Raw genomic sequence first — 19,182 nt, 5'->3', positions numbered from 1 at the left:
GCGGCCGCTGGTGTTCAGCGGCCTGTTCCCGATAGCTCCAACCAGCTCAAGACACGTCTTGTGTGAGGCAACCATGACCACAACAACAACTGCACCGCCAACCAGCTTCGCTACCGACACACCGCAGATTCCACCGGGCAAGGCCTTGCTGGCGGCATTTGCCTCGACATTCGGCTGGGCGCTGGATTTGTTTGACCTGTTCATTCTGCTCTACGTGGCGCCGATCATCGGCCGCATGTTCTTCCCCTCGGACACCCCGACACTGTCGCTGGCCGCGGTGTATGCCTCGTTCGCCGTGGCTTTGCTGGTGCGTCCGCTGGGCTCGGCGATCTTTGGCGCGTATGCCGACAAACACGGCCGCAAGCGTGCGTTGATGGTGTCGATGGTCGGCGTCGGTATTTCCACAGCACTGTTTGGCGCGTTGCCGACCATTCACCAGGTTGGGGTGTTGGCCCCGATACTGTTTTTGGTATTGCGGGTGATTCAGGGCGTTTTCGTTGGCGGCATCGTCGCCTCCACTCACACCATCGGCACCGAATCCATCTCGCCGCGCTATCGCGGCTTGATGTCCGGGTTGATCGGTGGCGCCGGTGCCGGCATGGGCGCGCTGTTGGCGTCAGTCACTTATCTGGTGTTGTCGGAGATCTTTCCCGGGGAGGAATTTGACGTCTGGGGCTGGCGCTTCATGTTCTTCTGCGGCCTGCTCAGTACGTTTTTCGGTCTGGTGATGTTCCGTTACCTGGAAGAAACCCCGGTCTGGCAGCAACTGCAACAAGCCCGCAAAACCAAGGGGCCGGCGGTAGTGGTCGTGTCGCCACTCAAGCGTCTGTTCGGCCGCGAGTACCGCGGCGTGATGCTGGTCAATCTGCTGATTACGTTCGGCGGCGGTGCCACGTATTACCTGGCCTGCGGTTATCTGCCGACATTGCTCAACGTGGTGGCCAACGTGCCCCATACGCAGACTTCGCAGATGCTCATGTACGGGTCGGTGGCGACAATTGTCGGAGCGTTGGCCTTCGGCTATTTGAGTGACCTGATCGGTCGCAAGAAGACCTTCATGCTGCTGGGTGTGATCAACCTGGTGGGTCTGCCGATGTTGTTCCTCGGTGTCGCCGAACCGGGTTCGCTGACCCGCACCGCGCTGTATTGCGTGGGCATCGCCTTCATGGGCGGGGCGATCATCGCGCCGATCCTGATCTTCCTCAACGAGCGCTTTGCCACCGAGCTGCGCGCCAGCGGCACCGGGTTGTCCTGGAACATCGGTTTCGCCCTTGGCGGAACCATGCCGACCTTTGTGTCCCTGTTCAGCAGCAGCCCAGCGCAGATCCCCATGGTACTGGCGATGTTCGCCGCCGGTCTGTCGGTGATCTACCTGATCGGCAGCGTGGTGATTCCGGAAACCCAAGGCAACTTCAAGTAAAGGAACACGCAATGAGCAGATTGAATGGAAAAGTCGCGATCATTACCGGTGCCGCGCAAGGCATCGGTGCCACTTATGCCCAGGCCCTGGCGGCCGAAGGCGCGAAGGTGGTGCTCTGCGATTTGAAGACGCCTGACAAAACCGCTGCCGCGATCCGCAACAAGGGCGGTACGGCCCTGGCAATCGCCTGCGACGTGACCGACGGTGCCGCGGTGCAAGCTATGGTCGAGGAAGCCGTGGCGCAGTTCAGCGGTGTGCACGTGCTGATCAACAACGCCGCGTTGTTCGCCACCCTGGAACTCAAACCGTTCGAGCAGACCAGCTCGGCGGAATGGGACCGGATCATGGCGGTCAACGTGCGCGGTTCCTTCGAGTGCGCGAAGGCGGTAATGCCGGTGATGCGCCGTCAGGGCTACGGTAAGATCGTCAACATTGCCTCCGCAACGGCTTTCAAAGGCGCGCCGATGATGGCGGCTTATGTCGCGTCGAAGGGCGCGGTGATTGCCCTGACACGTTCGATCGCGCGCGAAGTAGGCGACGCCGGCATCCGCTGCAACTGCCTGGCGCCGGGCCTGACCATGAGCGCCAACGTTCAGGCCAATGCCGCGTGGGCCGGGGATATCGTGCGCAACAACATTGCCAGCCGTTGCATCAAGCGCGAAGCGGTGCCGCAGGATCTGATTGGCGCGCTGCTGTTTCTGTCCAGCACCGACAGTGATTTCATGAGCGGCCAGACCCTTGTGGTCGACGGCGGTTCGGTGACCCATTGATTCAAGGAGGATTCATGCAAAGCCAACACTTCATCGATGGACAATGGACCGCTGTGGATCGTTGGACCGACAGTCTCGACCCGGCAAACGGAGAGCTGATCGGGTGCTTTGCCGACGGCGGCGAGGCCGAAGCTGAAGCAGCGGTGGCAGCGGCCGCCCGAGCCTTCGACGACCCGCAATGGGCGCAGAATCCACGCCTGCGTCAGCAGCTATTACTGGAGTGGGCTGCCGGCCTGAAGGCGCGTCAGGAACAACTCGCGCAGTTGCTGACCCGCGAGAACGGCAAGGCATTGGCGCAGTCCCGAGGGGAGATCGGCGGGGCGATTTCCGAGATTCTTTATTACGCCGGCCTGGCCCGGCACAACCCGGGGCACATGCTCGAAGTGGCGCCCGGTGAGTTCTCCAGCATGCTGCGCGAACCCGCCGGGGTGGCCGGGCTGATCATTCCGTGGAATGCCCCTGCGGTGCTGCTGGTGCGTGCTCTGGCGCCGGCGATCGCGGCGGGTTGCACGGTGGTGATCAAACCTGCGCCGCAAGCCGCACTGTTCAATGCGGCGATGCTCGAACCGCTGTTCGCGTTGCCAGGCCTACCGGCTGGGGCGGTCAATCTGTTCGCCGAGAGCGGGCATGCCGGCGCAGCGCATTTGGTGGCTTCGCCGCGGGTGGATGTGCTGAGCTTCACCGGCTCGACCGCTACCGGCCAGCGCATCATGCGCGACTCAGCAGCGACCATGAAAAAGCTCTCTCTGGAACTGGGCGGGAAATCTTGCTGCCTGGTCTTTGAAGATGCCGATATTGCCGCCATCGCGCCGAAACTGGCAGCGGCGGCCACCATTATCTCTGGCCAGCAATGCACTGCCGCCCGGCGCGTACTGGTGCATGCCAGCCGTTTCGCCGAAATGAAAACCGCGCTGAGCGCCGCACTTGGGCAGATCCGCCTGGGTAATGGCCTCGATCCAGCGACGAACATGGGACCGCTGATCGACTGGCAATCCCGGGACAACGTCGAGCGACGCATTGGCGAGGCACTGGACAGCTGTGACGAAGTGCTGCTGGCCGGTGGTCGCCCGAAGGGTGAACTGAGCAAAGGCGCATTTCTCGCGCCATCGCTGATCGCCCATCGCGACAGCAGTGCGTTCTTTTGTCAGGAAGAAATTTTCGGTCCGTTGCTGGTTCTGGAGTCCTTCGAAGATGAAGCCGAGGCTGTAGCGCGCGCCAACCATACCGAGTTCGGTCTGTCCGCGAGTGTCTGGACCGAGCAGGGCGCTCGCGCCTGGCGTGTCGCTCGGGCACTGCGCAACGGTACGGTGTGGCTCAACGACCACAACAAATTGTTCGCCGAGGCGGAAACCGGTGGCTACCGCAAGAGCGGCCTGGGGCGCTTGCATGGCGTCGATGCGCTGCTGGATTTCAGCGAGCTCAAACACATTTATCAGAACGTTGGTACGCTCAGTTGAGCGCGAACGCGAGGATGACTATGGAGCTGCGTCATCTGAAGTATTTCACCTGCCTCTACGAAGAGGGCTCCGTCACCCGGGCTGCGCAGCGCTTGAATATCGTGCAACCGGCGTTGTCGATGCAGATCGCCAGGCTTGAGGAAGAACTCGGGCAGACGTTGTTCGAGCGCAGCTCCAAGGGCATGGCGCCGACCGAGGCAGGAGATCAGGCTTATCGCTTGTTCATGCCGATCCTTGGCCAGCTGCTGGCGGCGCGTCAGACCCTGATCGACCGTAGCGGCCAGATTGGCGGACGCATCAGCGCCGGGTTGATCGCGTCTGCCGCCAACAACGCATTGGCCAGCACCCTGGCGCATTTCGTCGAGCATCACCCACAGGTTGAACTGCGCATCACCTCGGGCTACAGCCAGGAACTGATCGCGAAGGTCCTGACCGGCGTGCTGGATTTTGCGGTCATCAACCAAAGTTTTCAGCATGAGCACCTCATCGGCCACGACATCTTCGATGAGGAGTTACTGGTCGCCACCGGTGCAGCCAATCGCCTCAATGGAGCGTTGCCATTGCCGTTGGCCAGTTTGGCGGGGTTCAAACTGGTACTGCCCTCGCGTCGTCACGGGTTGCGCAGGGTGATCGACCAACACCTTGCCGCCCAGGGCATTGAAGTCACCCCGCAGTTGGAGGTGGACGATCTGGCGGTCATTGAGGACTTCTTGCGTCGCAGCGACTGGGTCAGCGTGCTGCCGGCAACCGTCCTGCATCGCGGATTGCACGAAGGCGCGTTGCGCGCCTATCCGCTGGCCGCGCCAGGGATCAGCCGGCGCATGGTCTGTGTGCACGACGCCCGTCGACCACTGACCCCGGCGGCAATGCTGTTCATCGAGATGATCGGCAAAACCATGACCACCGCGCTCGACACCATCCATTTCTACAAAGAAGGTCCGATAGAGGAGGGCGACCATGGGCGCTCCCAGTAATAGCCGGCCGCAGCGGCTGATCGTAGGAATTTCCGGTGCCTCCGGCGCCGTTTATGGCGTGCGTCTGCTGGAGCTGTTGCGCGACACGCCGATTGAAACCCATCTGGTGGTCAGCAAGTCGGCGCTGATTACTTTGGCCCATGAAACCGAGATGTCCTGGTCTCAGATCAAGACCCTTGCGGACATCAGCTACATCAATCAGGACATCGGCGCGGCAATTGCCAGCGGCTCGTTCAAAACCATGGGCATGATCATCGCGCCATGTTCGATACGCAGCTTGTCAGAGATTGCCAGCGGCGTGACCTCAACACTGCTGACCCGCGCCGCCGACGTGGTGCTCAAGGAGCGCCGGCGCCTGGTGCTGATGGTTCGCGAGACGCCACTGCACCGTAATCACCTGCGCAGCATGACTGAGTTAGCTGAACTCGGTGCAGTGATCGCGCCGCCAGTGCCAGCGTTCTATGCCAAGCCGACCAGCCTGGAAGACATGATCGATCACACTGTAGGAAGGGTGCTGGATATGTTCGATATCGAACTGGGTGTCGTCCGTCGCTGGCGCGAACGGCCGGAGCGCGTAGCAACGCTGGATGAGGTGGTCGATGGTTGAGTCACGTTCGGTGCATTCAGGCGGGGAAGAGCTCCAGGAATTCGCAGATCAGTTGCAAGGTCCGCTCGGTCGCTTCGGTCTGGGGAAAGTGCCGGCAGTTATCCAGCAACACACAGCGGCACGGCCCAGGCACCTGTCGCTGGATGACCACCAGTTGCTCGGGCGTGGCGTAGTGGTCTTCGCGACCCTGAATGACCAGCAGCGGCCTTTCGATATAAACCAACTGCGCTTCGAGATCGTCCAAGGAAAAGTCCGGGTGCAACCAGCTGTCGCTCCAACCGTGAAAAGCGCCGTCGACATTGGCCCCATGGTGGCGTGCCAGGCGTTCGCGCAATTGGCCCTGATGCCAAACTTCAGTGGTATGGCGAATGCCATCGAGGCTCTCGGTCTCGACAATCACGTGAGGCGCCAGGGCAATGCTGCCCAACACGCGTGGATCGTTGGCAGCGGCATAGGCAAGGACGATGGATGCGCCGTCACTGTGACCGAGCAAGACCACTTGCGGCAGTTGCAAGGCATCGAGCAATTGCCGCAGTTCACGAGGGCCGTCGCTGGTCAGGTAGTTCAGTGGACGCGGCAGGGTTACCGGGCTCGATTGCCCGTAACCTTGCCGGCTGTAAGTGACCACACCGCAACCGCTGGCCTGGGCCAGGCGCAGGGGGAAGTCTTTCCATTGGCCGGCGCTGCCGAGGCCTTCGTGCAACAGCACAAGCGTCGGTCGCGATGGGTCAGCCGCAGGCAGTTGGCGATATTCCAGGCGCAGCGGCCCAAGTTGCAAAAATTGCTGTGGCGACATGTCGAATCAACGATTGAACAAGATTGCTCGCAGGTTACCGTAAACGTAACCCTGCATGCAGCACCACGCTTCGCTTGAGGTACAGAAAACATGCGTCATCTCGATATTCAGGTGATCGACCAGGCACTGCAATGGGCTCGCACCGGGCAGACCCAGTGGCTGTGCACGGTGCTCTCCACTTATGGCTCGGCGCCGCGTGCGCCGGGTGCGATGCTGGTGGCCAATGGCACGGGCGAACACGTCGGCTCGCTGTCGGGTGGCTGCGTCGAGGAGGCGTTTCTTGAAAGCCTGACACGCGGTGAATTGCGCGAACCGGCACAGATCGTCAGTTATGGCGACAGCGTCGAGCAACGCCACCGCCTGCGATTACCCTGTGGCGGTGTGCTGATCGTACTGGTCGAGCACCGCGCCGCCAGTCTCGAATGGATCGCGCATCTGGAGAGTCTGCAAGCGGCGTTACTCGGCCAGCGACGTCTGCAGCGACATGTCGAACTGAGCAACGGTGCGTTGCGCCTGGACCCGGACACCGGACACGGCACCGAGCGGGTGCAAGTGGATGGCGAGAGGGTGCGCATCAGCATTGGCCCGGCGTTACGCCTGATTCTGGCAGGGCTCTCGCCGGTCGCGGAAGTCTGCGCCAGTTTCGCCCGCGCCATCGGCTGCGAAGTCATCGCCTGCGACCCTCGGGAAGAGATGCTGCATGTACAGCTCGAAGGCGTGGAGATGCAACGTGTGCTGCCCTCGATGTTTATCGCCGCTGGAGGTTGCCACGCAGCGACCGCGGTGGTGGCGCTGACTCACGATCCGCGAATCGATGATCTGGCGCTGATGGAAGCGGTGCACACCCCGGCGTTTTACATCGGCGCCATGGGGTCTGAGGCAACCTCGGCCAAGCGCGCCGAGCGGCTCAAACGCATTGGTGGCCTGACGGATGAACAGATTGCCCGTTTGCACATGCCCATTGGCCTCGATCTGGGCAGCAAGGCCCCGGCGGAAATCGCTCTGGCGGTGGTGGCCGATATCCTGCGCGTTTATCACGGGAAAGAACGCCATGCCTTGTAAGGCGGTTTTTCCGACGAGCATGGGGGCTGCGAAAGTCGGGATAGACGCTCGTTCACCCACGCGCGATAGTGGCCAGCCAAGTGTTGCTGAACCATTGAGCGATCGCCGGGGTCGAGAACTAGATAGACGCCGCGATGATCCTTCATTGTGGCCGATAACAATATTGCTTCAAGCGAGCAGAGGAATCTGATGTCGATTGCCCAACGGGTTTTCCACGGCAGGTTTGGCCGGGTCGCCTTGCTGAATATGGATCGTTCGCTGGTCACCCACACCCATTCCGAATGCCATGTGCTGGTCAAAGTGTCCGGCGAAGACACTTACTTCAACGTCAACGGTCGGCGGGTTCCGCTTAGCGATCGCACGGCGGTGCTAGTCAACGCCTGGGAGCCGCATTTTTACGATCCGCAGCCGGGTGCCGGTGCCACCGTAATCCTGGCGCTTTACATCGAGCCTGCCTGGTTGGCCACTGCACAGCAGTCGCTGGCGCTGAGTGGTCGGCCGGATTTTTTTGTCCAGTCGTGTATCGAGCTGTCGAGTCGCAATCGCACCTTGGCCGACATCCTGGTCGCCGAAGCGCATGGCTGCGGGATCGTGCCGAAAGAGCGTATGGAATTCATGCTGTTCGACTTCTTGATCGAACTGATCGAGGACTTTTCCAGCTGGCGGCATTTGTCGTTACTGGGGGCGCCGAACTCAGCTGAGTTCCGGGACGCGCGGGTGCGTCGTGGCACCGCCTGGTTGCTTGAGCACCTCGATGATCCGAACCCGATCGACAATGCCGCGCGGGCTTGTGGTCTGTCTCGGGCGCACTTCTTTGCGCTGTTCAAGAAAGATACCGGCATGACGCCGACCCTGTTGCTTAACGACGCGCGCATGCGCCGGGCTTTTGCCTGGCTGGAGCGTGAGCGCAGTGGAACGTTGGGCCTGTTATCGGAGAATCTCGGGTTCTCCGAACAAGGTCATTTCACACGGTTTTTCCGCCAGCACATCGGAGCTTCTCCCAGCCAGTACCGGCGTGTAGTGGATTGTTATGCGGCGGTTTGAACCGACAGGAGGGCGGGAGGATTGGGCAAGCCTCCCGCCGATGAAGTTAATCTTTCATATTGAGAGAAGGCGGCGTGTATAGGCGACGAAAGTTATAAGGTGTACTAATCGTCCAGAAAGTCATAAATCTCTTTCATGCGCTCTTCACGCATCAACTCAAGCTCTTCCTTGGTTTCGGCTACCCACTGCAGAATAAAGTCCCAGCAATCGCATTCGTGAGCGTCTGCTTCTGCTTCAAATGCTTCTTGCAGACATTTCAGTCGATATTCTTCTGGCGAAAGTCCGCAGTTCTCAGCGAGGCTGTAGTTCAGCTCGCTGAGTTCAAGCTGGATCCATAAGTTGGCGTCCAGGAATTTTTTCAGGGCGAGTTCGGCCCTAAGTTCTTTTGCGATCATGAAGGCTCTCTTGTGGCATGCAATAAGTAGCGGGTGTTCGAAGTCGGCCCAGCACTAAATCGGGCTGTGTCAATTTCCAGCCATCATCCATCCTCTAACGCCATGTCGTTCGCTCAACTCTTTCACGACTCGAGCCGCGTCCTGCTTTTGTTTATACGGGCCGATGACGACAAAGTTGTTTTCTTTACGCGCTACCGGCAACTCCAGCTGCTGAATGGCTTTTACTGCTCGATGGCGGCTGGGTGTGTTCAAAGCAATTTCGACCACCCATAGGCCGGATGAAGGCGTGGTAGATGGTTCTTTCCTGGCCTGGAAAATGTAGCCGCCGCACGTCAAGCACGGGCGTTCCAGCGTGATCAGCGAACCTGGTACGGTGCGAAAGACATGCCATTGCGGATCAAAGGTTTTTTTGCGGGCGAATACGGCCAGGAGCAGGCCGATAACAGTGATCAGACCGCTGAGAATAATCGTCCATTTATATGACTGTGCGGGCAATGAAGGCAGCGTAACTGGAGTTTCGTCTGGTTTTTCGACCAAGAACTGTGCGGCGTCAGCCTTCGTTGAATTGGGTATGTGGGATCCGTTTTTTGCAAGGGGCGTGAGTCCGTCGAAATGTTTTGTATTGAACTCCGTCGCAACTTTATTGACCGTGTCATCGAGTAGTTGTTCGAGTTTTGTCACTTTTTGCTGGATGTATGAATTGTTGACGTTATTTTGACAGTTGGGTCCCGTAGACATGTAGGTCCATAGGAGTGCAGACAGTTGCCCCAAAACGCCAGTTATCAGGAAGCCCAAGCCCAGCTTTCGCACAGAGGCCATCTCCAAAACAAGTGAATAGTGATTTATCCCATTCTTTCTAATAAACGGGGTTCTATTGTTGATCCTGGGATGGTCTAAATTCTTGAGCGCGTCAGTGTGCCCAAGAGCCAAAATTAGTTGGCTGCTTTTTTGTTGTTTTAAAGAGCATCGGGCGTGCACTTTATAGACTGTTGGTTGACGAAAAAGGCTCAGGCGATCGAAAAAAAACCATATCAGATGGGTTGCAGGGTGATACATTAAAACACTTGTATTTAAGATGAATGTCGTGGCCAAAGTGCCTGACTGTTGCAAAGCCGCGACGATTCACCGATATCAATCTGGTGCGCGCAGGCAACGTTTTTGTCGACGTCAAAATTAACGAATTGCCGAGCAACGTTCTTGCCGGATGTTCTTGATGCTTAAAAGCGAAACGTGGCCGCCGTCCAATTGGCGTTGGCCTGATACAGGGTGCCCAAGCGTTTTCCACTGCTGGTGGTTGTTCCGGGGGGCTGTGGTCATGCCTGACCGTAGAAGGCGCTCTTGGGAAACAATGGATCAAAGGTACCGGCCCTCTGATTGCCATCCTCATCACCGCTCGGGGCATCGACACGCAAACCCATACGCGCGTTCCAGGGACCCGCAAAGGTATAACCTCTGTCGCTGGAAACCGCCCAGGCATCGATGTCGGCGCTGGCTACAGGAATTACGCGATCAATGCCTGCCGGTGCGCCAGCAGAACGCCGCATGCCAATGATGGACACTGGGCTAAAAAAGGTTGAATCGAGCGATGACGCTCTGTTGATTCTTCGGACCCTTGGCTTCAACTGATCTTCGCCGGCTGGCGTGATTCGTTGAAGTGGGGTATTTGTGTTCGGCCGGCTCAAGGTGATCCGGGTATAGGAGGCAGAGTGACTATTTCCAGCGATACGCTATCCAGGCTTTCCAGTGCAGTAGAGGTGTTGGCAACTGCGGAGGGCAGCAGAGAGCATCGCGCTAAAGTGGCATTGAGTTTTTTGTCAGAGATCGACCGGGCGGAGTTTGTCGGTGATCCCGCCGAGGTTCACTGGAACTACATTGAGTCAGTCGCTGAAGCTATCGCTAACGGAACTGCCGAAAAGGGCCTGGTTGGAAGGTATATCAGTGCGATTTGGCTGGCGTTCAGTGCGCATTGTCCTATCCAGGCTCGATAGATGAGTGTGGGCCAGTCAACGCTCAACGGCGTGGCCTCGGCGGTGCGTGCCTTTGTGCAGGCCAGCTTTGATCGGGAGGCTGTGCTTCTCTCGGCGCAGTGGCCGACGGTTCGATCACCGCCGAGAAGCCGGAACAGGGGTGGCCCGTAGAGACGCTTTGTCACCACGACCAGGCACCAGCGCGCCACCGAATACCAAGACCCCGACCCGTTCGGGGTTTTATTCGTCTGGAGATGGAAAAAACGAAGCCCCGGCGATTCGTGGTCGCCAGGGCTTCTCATTCCTTCAAGCATCTCAACATGGCGGAATGTGAAAACAAGATAGCAGGCTAACTAATAAGAGTCACGATCTGTCCATTGATTTCAGTATTTTTGGATAGCTTTGATTTTTGAAGAAAGCCCGCCAAGTGCGGTTTTTTTCGCCTGAAGAAAAGAATGCGTGCGTCACCCAAGGCCAGTGGGACGCCCTGATGAGCTTCACCTGCAACCCGGGCGCGGCAAACCTTGGGTCGGCGACGCTGAAACGATTTGGCCAATCTGTTGCATCGACCGGTTGAGTCGACAGCTTAGCGTTTCACATTGAGCGGATGTCACTGCCACCTGATGCAAATGGCACGCTATGACAGTGCATCCGTTTTTGGACGAGACGTTAAATGATGAAGTCCCAGTTCGCCGCCAGAACGTTGTGCTGGTTCATCTCCGCCGCTTGCACGAAGTTGCTGGCGACCTGTTCCAGGGTCATGCCTTTTTGCATGGCGTCAACCCAGTAAGCCAGGCCTGCGCTATCGCTTTGACGGCCATAGATGCCCTGATACACCAACTCCAGGTCATGCGGGGCGTTACCGTTCAGGGTGACGGCCTGCTTATCGTGCGCTTCGTTCGAAGTGATCAGCGACAGGGCGATGCTGCCCATGCTCATGCCATTCTTGGCCTGGACCGCCCAGTAATCGAAGCCCAGATAGTCAGCCTGGCGGCCCAGAACCGATTGGTAAAGGCCTGCCAACTGGGTTTGAGGCTCGCTGGTTTGAACGCTAATGGTCGTGTCGGAGAAAGTCAGGTTTTCGGCATTCACCAGCAGCGTGTGTTGTCCTGGCTGCACTTTGGAAGTGACCAGGACATAGCCCTCGTGATTTTCCACCAGGTAGTCCGAACTGGCGCCGTTGAGCACCACGGCATCGTTGCCTTGGCCGCCGTGCAGAAGAGTCGTGCTGTTGGATAGCTCCGTGCTGCTGCCTGCGAAGTTGATGTTCAACGTGTCGTTGCCACCACCGGCGAACACCGAACTGCCACCACCGGACGATATGCTGAACTGTTGGCTGGCGGAGTCGCCGGTGAGTATCTGGCCGTTGGTGTTACCGATGATGTTGGCGGTGCCGATGATTGCTGCGAAGTCGACGGCGTTTAACACCAGCGTGCTGCCGCTGGCCACGTGTGTAGCGTCGATGACCAGCGCGGTGTGTTGGCTGTCGCTGCTGGTACCGGTTAAGGTAAGCGGGCTGGTCGGTGCGGTCTCGCCAGTGGTCGGTGTAATCGTCTCGACCAGCAGCGGTACGCTGGCAGCCAGTTTGTTGAGGAAGGAGACGCCGTTACCGGTCAGGTGACCTTGGTCGCTGGCGGCATGATTCGGCGTTGCCGCCAGGATATCCTGGATCAGATGTTCAATCGAACTACCCGCCGGCCGGCTGACACCGCCAACAGCCGTCAGGCCAAAGCCGGGTGTCAGCTGTGCCAGCAGGAGGTTGTTCGCGCCGCTGGTGGCCAGTGGAATGTCGGCCACAGCAGCGCTGCCGCTGGAGTCGGTGCGGCCGGTGCTGACAATCGGAACAATGATCTGAGTGCCACTGCCGCCGCCCGGCAGGCTGACCTGCTGCTGGGTGACGGCAACGCCGTCGATAGGGGTAATTGTGGCTGGTGACGAGGGTGGTGTCGGTACCGCCTCTACGGTCAGTGCCAGTGAGGCGCTAGCTGCTGACAGGTTTCCTGCCGGGTCGATTTGCTTGGCGGTCAGCGTATGGCTACCCAGCGACAATGTGCTGCTGGTGATGTTCCAAATGCCGGTACCGTTAGCAACCGCGGTGCCCAGTACTGTGCTGCCGTCGGTGTCGTAGAGTTTGACGGTTGCGTTGGCGGCTGCGGTCCCGGTAATCACGGGCTTGGCAACACTGGTAATGCCGTCACCCTGAATACCGCTGTCGCTGGCAGCGCTAAGTGCCGGCAGGGAGGGCGCCGACGGCGACAGATTGTTGACCGTCAGCGCAAGACCGGCGCTGACGGACGAGATGTTGCCTGCAGTGTCGGTCTGCCTGGCGGTCAGCGTATGGCTACCATTGCTCAAGGTCGTCGAAACGATACTCCAGTCGCCGTTTCCGTTGGCAACAGAGGTGCCCAGCACGGTGGTCCCATCGGTGTCGTAAAGCGTGATGCTGGCGTTGGCTTCGGCGGTGCCGGTGATGGTCGGCATTAAGATATTGGTCAGGTTGTCGCCAGGGACACCGCTGTCGCTGCTACTGGCCAATATGGGCGCAGGCGGGGCCGTCACGCTGTTGTCAATTGACACTGACACGCCACTGCTGGCTGCAGAGACATTACCCGCGGCGTCGGTCTGTTTGGCCGTCAGTGTGTGGCTGCCGGTCGCCAACGTCGCGCTCATGATACTCCAATTGCCGGCGCCGTCGGCGACGGTGGAGCCTAGCAAAGTGGCACCATCGGTGTCATACAGCTTGATCGTGGCATTGGCTTCAGCCGAGCCGACAAACACGGGTGTCTGGTTGCTGGTGATCGCATCGTTGTTTGACTTGCCGGTATCGGTGCCGGCTGTCATGACCGGCGCCGAAGGTGATGCGGGGGCGGTATGGTCTACCGTGTACGTTTGACCGGCTGTATAGCCGCTGGTGATGGCGACAGATGAACCGTTCTGAATCCCGGTGCCACTGCCGTTGAGATCCAGGCGCAGGGTACCATCGCCGCTGATTCCGCTGACTGTCAGGGTGTACGTGTCACCACTACCGGTGACTGAGGCGATGGTCGCGCTGGCGTTTCCGGTTGTAGCCAAGGTGAAATCCGAGGCGTCCACGCCAGTCACGGACTGGCTGAATTTCACCGTGTAATCCACTGAGGGGCTAGTGGCTGGCACCGTGCTGCTGGCGCCCATGGCCCGCTCGATAGCGGCGACGGTTGGCGCGTCCACCACATTGACGCTGAAAATCTGGAACGCATCGTTACCGGCGGCGTCGGTGGCTTTCAGATAGAGGTGGTAGGCTCCGGCGGCGAGATTCTGCGCGGCCACCAGCTGGTTGCCGGATAAGCTGAACTTGCCGTTGTCCGCATCGATTGTACCGTTGCCGATGGCAAAGCCGTAGCTGACGGCAGTGGCATCGGTGGCGGACAGCGTTGCCACGGTGGCGCCATTGCCAGCGTTGCTCATGGCAACCTGGGTGTTACTCAGGGCCATGGCGATTGGCCCGATAGTGTCGAGTGTATAGGCGTAGCCGCTGGAGGCGCTGGAAACGTTGCCAGCCACGTCGGTCTGTTTGGCGGTAAAGGTATGTGAGCCGTTGGCCAGTGTGCTGCTGGCGATGCTCCAGTTACCAGAGCCATCGGCCGTCGTCGAGCCAAGCAAGGTGCTGCCGTCGGTGTCGAACAGCTTGACGGCGGCGTTTGCTTCGGCGTGGCCGGTGACGGTCGGTGTACTGTCGTTGGTGATGCCGTCGCCCAAGTTGCCGCTGTCGCTTCCGTTGCTCAATGCCAAAGTGGTGGGTGCAGCCGCTATGGTGTCGATAGTTACAGATAAGCCTGTACTGAGCGGCGAAGTATCATTGCCGGAGTCTGTCTGCGTTACCTTCAGCGTGTGATTGCCATCTATCAACGTGCTGCTGGTGATGGACCAGTTGCCAGAACCATCCGCACTCGTGGTCCCCAGTAGCGTGGTTCCATCGGTATCGTACAGTTTGACAGTTGCGTTGGCCCCGGAAGTGCCGGTGAGTGTAGGGGTAGTATCGGAAGTGATGCCGTCGCCCAAGGTGCCGCTGTCGCTGCCGCTGGATAGCGCGGGCATCGGCGGGGCTGATGGCCCGGGTCTGCCACCGACCACGATAGTGGAGGCACTGAAGGTACTCGAATCGGTTCCATCCAGCCCCTGGAGCGCACTGACATCATTCCCCCCAGTGGGGTCGGAATACGAAAATTCGATGATGTCCCCGGCAGTCAGCGCGGGCGCTGAAAGAGTGAGCGTCACGGTCTTGCCGGTACCATCGACAGTCACTCCGGTAACTGAAGTGCCAGTTCCGTTGATCTGAACGTCAAAGGCGTTGGTCGGTGGTGGATTGGCGGCATCCAGGGCAACGTCAAACTGCATCGTAAAAAACTGCTCACCAATATAGCCGTATGAGCCTGAATAGGTAGGTTGCGCCATGACCATAAAATGCTTTCCCTGATTTGCAGGAAGCATAATTGCCAACTGCCTGTCGACCTTGTGACTTAGGCGATACTAGCGATAGAAGCAAATGGCCACAAGCGAGGTTCGTCACTTCGATTTAAGTGCCGATTAGAAGGGTTTCAGGGTCGCTCCATGCCGCGACTCCCAATAACTGCCCTGAAAGGTCGCAAGCGGGGCAATGGGTATGGTGGTTACAGAATAGCTTTTTAGCGCCCCTGCAAGCATGGAGTGCCAGGGGGGAGTGTTCGAATCACGCCGTCCCGACCCTATAATTCAAAGGGTTGCGAGATTTTATCTCGCGACCCTTTTTTTATTGGTCGTTTTTACCCCTGTAAAACCACCGGCTCCGGGAGGAATCCTCACCGCTTTCGTGTGAGCTGACGCCCACTTTTGCAGCGTCTAAGTGTTCTGCGGTTCACCCCGTTTCTGCCAAGCGTCAGACGGTCGTCCCATCCATTGCCAGCCCGGAAAACTCCTGCATTGCATCCAGCAACGCCTCTCGGAAATACGCCTTTGACGCCCGATCGCAGAGGAGGTGCAAGCTTGCCTGCTGCGCCGTACTTGAGTTGATCACGATCACGTTGATCCGTGCCGCAGAGGTTTGCGCCACTGTACCCGGGCCGAACGCCTGCGGACTCAAGTCGACGCCGCAGAGTTTGGCCATCACCTCGCTCAGGTGTTCGCCCGTTAGTTGAAAGCAGGCGTGGCTGTCCTGACGCGGCAGCAGATAGTTGGCCTGGTGGTCCAGTTCCCACCGGGCTTCTTCGTCGGCGATGCGTTGGCCCTGATCCTCGGGGCTGCCCAGCAGTAGGTACTCGGCCTGGGACAGGCGCGCTACCTGACTGCCATCGGCTTGAATCAGCGCACGGTTGGGCGCATCTGGCAGGACAAAGCGGCGGCTGCGCAGGTACTCGGCGCTGTGGGCGCCACGGAAACCGACCCGGGGCAGGTCGGTCAAGTCAGCCAGGCGGCACCCCGGCAACGGCGTCAGGGCTTGCCGGGTGATGCTGTGTTGTTCTCTCAGACTGGTCATGACTCAAAGCTCCTGGCGTTGGTTGTCGGGATCGAAGAAGGGTAACTGCACCACCTCGGCCTGGACCACGATGCCACCCTCGACGCGGATTGGAATGCGCTGCCCCGGCGTGCTTTGGTCGATGCCGGCGTAAGCCAGGCCGATGATCTTGCCCAGGCTTGCGGAATATTCGCAGGAGGTGACGTTGCCGCTGATCTCCAGGCCGTTAAGCACCAGATGGCCTTCCAGCGGTTGCAGGCTGCCTTTGGGCAGGCTGAAACCCACCAGTTTGCGTTTTTGTGGTTGGGCTTCGAGGATATCCACCGAGCGCCGGCCGACGAAAAATGGCTTGTTGCGACTGACCGCCCAGCCCATGTCGATTTCTGCCGGATGGGTCATGCCATCGGTGTCCTGGCTGATGATCACATGGCCTTTTTCCAGGCGCAGCAGACGTTGGGTTTCGACGCCGAAGGGACGTATGTCCTGTGCTTTTCCAGCCTCGATCAGCGCGTCCCACAGTTTCAGCCCGTGACGCGCGGGTACATGGATTTCATAACCCAGTTCGCCGACGAACCCGACTCGCAATAACCTGGCCTTGATGCCGGCAACCGTACCCAGGCGGACGCCCAGATAAGGGAACGCTTCGGCGCTCAGATCCAGATCGGTACAGACTTTCTCCAGCACCCGGCGTGAATCCGGACCGGCAACATTGACCGCGCAAATGGCCGCGGTGACGTTGGCGACGTCCACGTCCAGGCGCCATTGTGCGTTCCACTTGAGCATTTGCTGATAGATGCGGTCGACGCCGCTGGTGGTGGCGGTGACGTAGAAATGGTTCTCGGCGAAACGAGCGCATACACCGTCATCGATCACGACCCCATGTTCATTGGTCATCAGCGCATAGCGCGAGCGGCCGACCGGCTGCTTGAGGAAGGCAAAGGTGTACATGCGGTTGAGCAGTTCGGCGGCGTCCGGGCCTCGCACGTCGAGACCGCCCAGCGTCGACACATCGATAATCCCGACCTTGTTGCGCACATGCAGTGCTTCGGCCTGCATACAGGCGTCGCGATCCCTGGCAGTGCCATAGTAGGCCGGCCGCTGCCAGATCCCGGCGGGCATCATCTTCGCCCCGGCTTGTACATGTCGGGCGTGCATCGGTGTTTGCCGGTACGGATCGAACGCTCGACCGGCCACGTGCGCCAGCTTTTCCGCTACAAACGGTGGGCGTGCCGTGGTGACTCCGGTTTCGCTGATGTTGCGCTGGGTTGCCCAGGCGACCAACCGCGCGGTTGGCAGCGCCGAGTGACGTCCCTGGGAGGGGCCCATGCCCACGGTGGAGTAACGCTTGACCAGTTGCACATCGCGATAGCCAATCCGCGTGGCATTGACGATGTCCGCCACTTGCAGGTCCTCGTCGAAGTCGACGAAGTCCTTGCCCTTGGGGTGAGGGAAGATCGGCCAGTTGAAGTTGACCCGAACCTCGCTGCTCAAGGGTGCACGTTGTGCGCTGACCGTCAGCCCTAGCGCGAGCGCGGCATCAGCCCCGGCATTCATGCCATCAGCGATCACGTTGTCCAGGCGGTGACGACCATTGACCGAGCCTGCGACCGCGAGATTTTGCGGCAGGCCACTGAGGGTGAATTCGGCGCGCTGATCATCGTAGGCGAGTTTACCGCCCGCCTGACAGAGCAATTGATAGACCGGCATGTAACCGGCGGACATGCACAGCAAGTCGCAACCCAGGCGTTGTCCGCTTTCTGCGACCTGACCCTGGGCGGTGATCTTGCGCACCACGACGCCGTTGATATGACGCATGCCTTTCTCGTGCAGCGCTTCATACACGGTGCTGTTGCGCTGGCAAGGGATCTTGCGCTGAGCCAGTGCCTGCAGCATGGACTCATCGCCGGGACCATGACGCAAGTCCACCACGGCGGCGACTTCCACGCCCTGATCGTATAGGTCCAAAGCGGCGAGGTAACCGTCATCATTGCCCGTCAGCACCACCGCGCGTTTGCCCGGCTTGACCGCATACAACTTCATCAAGCGTTGCGCAGCGCTGGTCAGCATCACACCCGGCAAATCGTTGTTGCGAAACACCACCGGCTGGTCGAACGCGCCACTGCACACCAGGCATTGGCGGGCACGCACCTTGTACATGCGCTTGCCCTGGATGACCGGCAGGTAGTTGTCGGTGAACCAGGCATTGCAGGTCGCGTCGGTCAGGATCCGGATATTGGCGTGTTGCTCCACCGCAGACAGTAGCTCGCGGCGCAGGTCCGTGGCTCTTTTGCCTTCGATATCGAAACGGGCATAGGTCAACGACCCTCCGAGAATCGATTGTTGTTCGATGAGCAACACCTTCGCCCCGGCATTAGCCGCTGTCAGCGCCGCCTGCAGCCCGGCTGGCCCGGCACCGATCACGGCAATGTCGGTGAACAGATAAGCCTTGTCGTAATACTCGGGCTGGAACTTCAGGTCGAGAACACCGAGTCCGGCCTTTTTGCGAATGATCGGCTCCCAGACTTTCCACATGCCCTTGGGCTTGTAGAAGGAGCGGTAGTAAAAGCCCACCGGCATGAATTTGGAGAACTTGCCCAGGTAGGCGTCACGGTCGTTGTCCAGCGAGCCGTTGACGTTCTGCGCCGTGACCTGCAAACCGGCCGACAGCGCGTATGCATCGGCCAGCACATTAGGCTCCTGGGGCAGTTGCACCAGGCTGTTGGCGTCTTGTCCGGCCATGGTCAGCGGGCCGCGCGGGCGGTGGTATTTGAACGAGCGCGAGATCAGGAAGCGACCATTGGCCAACAGGGCGCTGGCGATGCTGTCACCTTGCAGGCCTTGATAGCGATGACCGTCGAAACTGAAATCCAGCGGCTGATCACGGTCGATCAGCAGGCCCATCGGGGCGGGTAGGCGGTTCATCCTGCGATCTCCTTGGCGGCGCTGAAGTCGACGCGGGCGGTGAAAAGTTCTTTGGGGTCGAAGGTACGAAGAATTTCATCGCTGACGGTGTGACGCTCCGCCAGAAACCAGTAGCTCGACGGCGTATGCATCCACCATTCGCGTACCACTCCGGCGAGGTTGTCGGTGTTGAACACGTAGTCCGCCCATTCGGCATCGGTGCAGCGGACGGGATCGGGCATGGGCTTGAACTCGCCGCCATAAGTGAATTCGCTGATGTTGCGTGGCCCGTTGAGCGGGCAATTGATGATTTTCATGGTCC

At 59.5% G+C, this 19,182-nt stretch carries 16 protein-coding genes; 8 read left to right on the top strand and 8 right to left on the bottom strand.

Going from position 1 to position 19,182, the window contains the following annotated elements; all coding sequences use genetic code 11:
* Positions 1 to 73: 73 nt before the first annotated feature.
* Genes GQ39_RS14195 through GQ39_RS14175 form a run of 5 tightly spaced genes read left to right on the top strand, consistent with a single transcriptional unit; the run spans position 74 to position 5,228 of the window.
* Entirely contained in the window at positions 74 to 1,420 is a 1,347-nt protein-coding gene (locus GQ39_RS14195) for an MFS transporter (protein ID WP_236693103.1), read from the top strand.
* Positions 1,421 to 1,431: 11 nt separating this feature from the next.
* Positions 1,432 to 2,190 (top strand): SDR family NAD(P)-dependent oxidoreductase, encoded by a 759-nt coding sequence (locus GQ39_RS14190; RefSeq protein ID WP_047530884.1) that lies wholly within the window; start codon positions 1,432 to 1,434, stop codon positions 2,188 to 2,190.
* Positions 2,191 to 2,204: 14 nt separating this feature from the next.
* Positions 2,205 to 3,647: an aldehyde dehydrogenase family protein gene (locus GQ39_RS14185; RefSeq protein WP_047530882.1), complete on the top strand. Its 1,443-nt coding sequence runs from the start codon at positions 2,205 to 2,207 to the stop codon at positions 3,645 to 3,647.
* Positions 3,648 to 3,667: 20 nt separating this feature from the next.
* Positions 3,668 to 4,621, top strand: a complete 954-nt coding sequence (locus GQ39_RS14180; RefSeq protein ID WP_047530880.1) for a LysR family transcriptional regulator — start codon at positions 3,668 to 3,670, stop codon at positions 4,619 to 4,621.
* Positions 4,605 to 5,228, top strand: coding sequence for a UbiX family flavin prenyltransferase (locus tag GQ39_RS14175; RefSeq protein WP_047530877.1), 624 nt, complete (start codon positions 4,605 to 4,607; stop codon positions 5,226 to 5,228). Before GQ39_RS14180 ends, GQ39_RS14175 begins: the two co-directional genes overlap by 17 nt.
* Before the next feature lie 16 nt (positions 5,229 to 5,244).
* On the opposite strand, the gene GQ39_RS14170 is transcribed toward GQ39_RS14175, so the two are convergent.
* Positions 5,245 to 6,024: an alpha/beta fold hydrolase gene (locus tag GQ39_RS14170; protein WP_047530875.1), complete on the bottom strand. Its 780-nt coding sequence runs from the start codon at positions 6,022 to 6,024 to the stop codon at positions 5,245 to 5,247.
* Between the two features lie 90 nt (positions 6,025 to 6,114).
* Between GQ39_RS14170 and GQ39_RS14165 the strand changes: the two genes are divergently transcribed.
* On the top strand, positions 6,115 to 7,086 hold the full coding sequence (locus GQ39_RS14165; protein WP_047530872.1) for an XdhC family protein: 972 nt from the start codon (positions 6,115 to 6,117) through the stop codon (positions 7,084 to 7,086).
* Between the two features lie 189 nt (positions 7,087 to 7,275).
* A complete protein-coding gene (locus tag GQ39_RS14160; protein WP_047530871.1) occupies positions 7,276 to 8,130 on the top strand; it encodes a helix-turn-helix transcriptional regulator in 855 nt (284 codons plus the stop codon).
* Between the two features lie 104 nt (positions 8,131 to 8,234).
* On the opposite strand, the gene GQ39_RS14155 is transcribed toward GQ39_RS14160, so the two are convergent.
* The 3 genes from GQ39_RS14155 to GQ39_RS31510 form a co-directional block, all read right to left on the bottom strand.
* On the bottom strand, positions 8,235 to 8,525 hold the full coding sequence (locus GQ39_RS14155) for a DUF6388 family protein (protein WP_047530869.1): 291 nt from the start codon (positions 8,523 to 8,525) through the stop codon (positions 8,235 to 8,237).
* Between the two features lie 69 nt (positions 8,526 to 8,594).
* Positions 8,595 to 9,581, bottom strand: a complete 987-nt coding sequence (locus tag GQ39_RS14150; RefSeq protein WP_236693102.1) for an SPOR domain-containing protein — start codon at positions 9,579 to 9,581, stop codon at positions 8,595 to 8,597.
* Positions 9,582 to 9,838: 257 nt separating this feature from the next.
* A complete protein-coding gene (locus tag GQ39_RS31510) occupies positions 9,839 to 10,069 on the bottom strand; it encodes an alginate export family protein (protein ID WP_236693149.1) in 231 nt (76 codons plus the stop codon).
* A gap of 162 nt (positions 10,070 to 10,231) precedes the next feature.
* Here GQ39_RS31510 and GQ39_RS14145 point away from each other — a divergent pair, with 162 nt between their 5' ends.
* Positions 10,232 to 10,513, top strand: a complete 282-nt coding sequence (locus tag GQ39_RS14145; protein ID WP_047530867.1) for a hypothetical protein — start codon at positions 10,232 to 10,234, stop codon at positions 10,511 to 10,513.
* Positions 10,514 to 11,161: 648 nt separating this feature from the next.
* Here the strand turns inward: GQ39_RS14145 and GQ39_RS14140 are convergent.
* The 4 genes from GQ39_RS14140 to GQ39_RS14125 form a co-directional block, all read right to left on the bottom strand.
* Positions 11,162 to 14,929, bottom strand: a complete 3,768-nt coding sequence (locus GQ39_RS14140; RefSeq protein ID WP_047530864.1) for an Ig-like domain-containing protein — start codon at positions 14,927 to 14,929, stop codon at positions 11,162 to 11,164.
* Between the two features lie 454 nt (positions 14,930 to 15,383).
* A complete protein-coding gene (locus GQ39_RS14135) occupies positions 15,384 to 15,980 on the bottom strand; it encodes a sarcosine oxidase subunit gamma (RefSeq protein WP_047530863.1) in 597 nt (198 codons plus the stop codon).
* A gap of 3 nt (positions 15,981 to 15,983) precedes the next feature.
* Positions 15,984 to 18,881 (bottom strand): 2Fe-2S iron-sulfur cluster-binding protein, encoded by a 2,898-nt coding sequence (locus GQ39_RS14130; protein ID WP_047530861.1) that lies wholly within the window; start codon positions 18,879 to 18,881, stop codon positions 15,984 to 15,986.
* On the bottom strand, positions 18,878 to 19,177 hold the full coding sequence (locus GQ39_RS14125; protein WP_047530859.1) for a sarcosine oxidase subunit delta: 300 nt from the start codon (positions 19,175 to 19,177) through the stop codon (positions 18,878 to 18,880). The genes GQ39_RS14130 and GQ39_RS14125 overlap by 4 nt, the downstream gene beginning before the upstream one ends.
* Positions 19,178 to 19,182: the final 5 nt, after the last annotated feature.

Source organism: Pseudomonas sp. 11/12A (genome assembly GCF_000800055.1).
Taxonomy (GTDB): Bacteria; Pseudomonadota; Gammaproteobacteria; order Pseudomonadales; family Pseudomonadaceae; genus Aquipseudomonas; species Aquipseudomonas mohnii.
The sequence above is the reverse complement of the archived record's forward strand: the minus strand, read 5'-3'. Positions and strand labels throughout refer to the sequence as shown.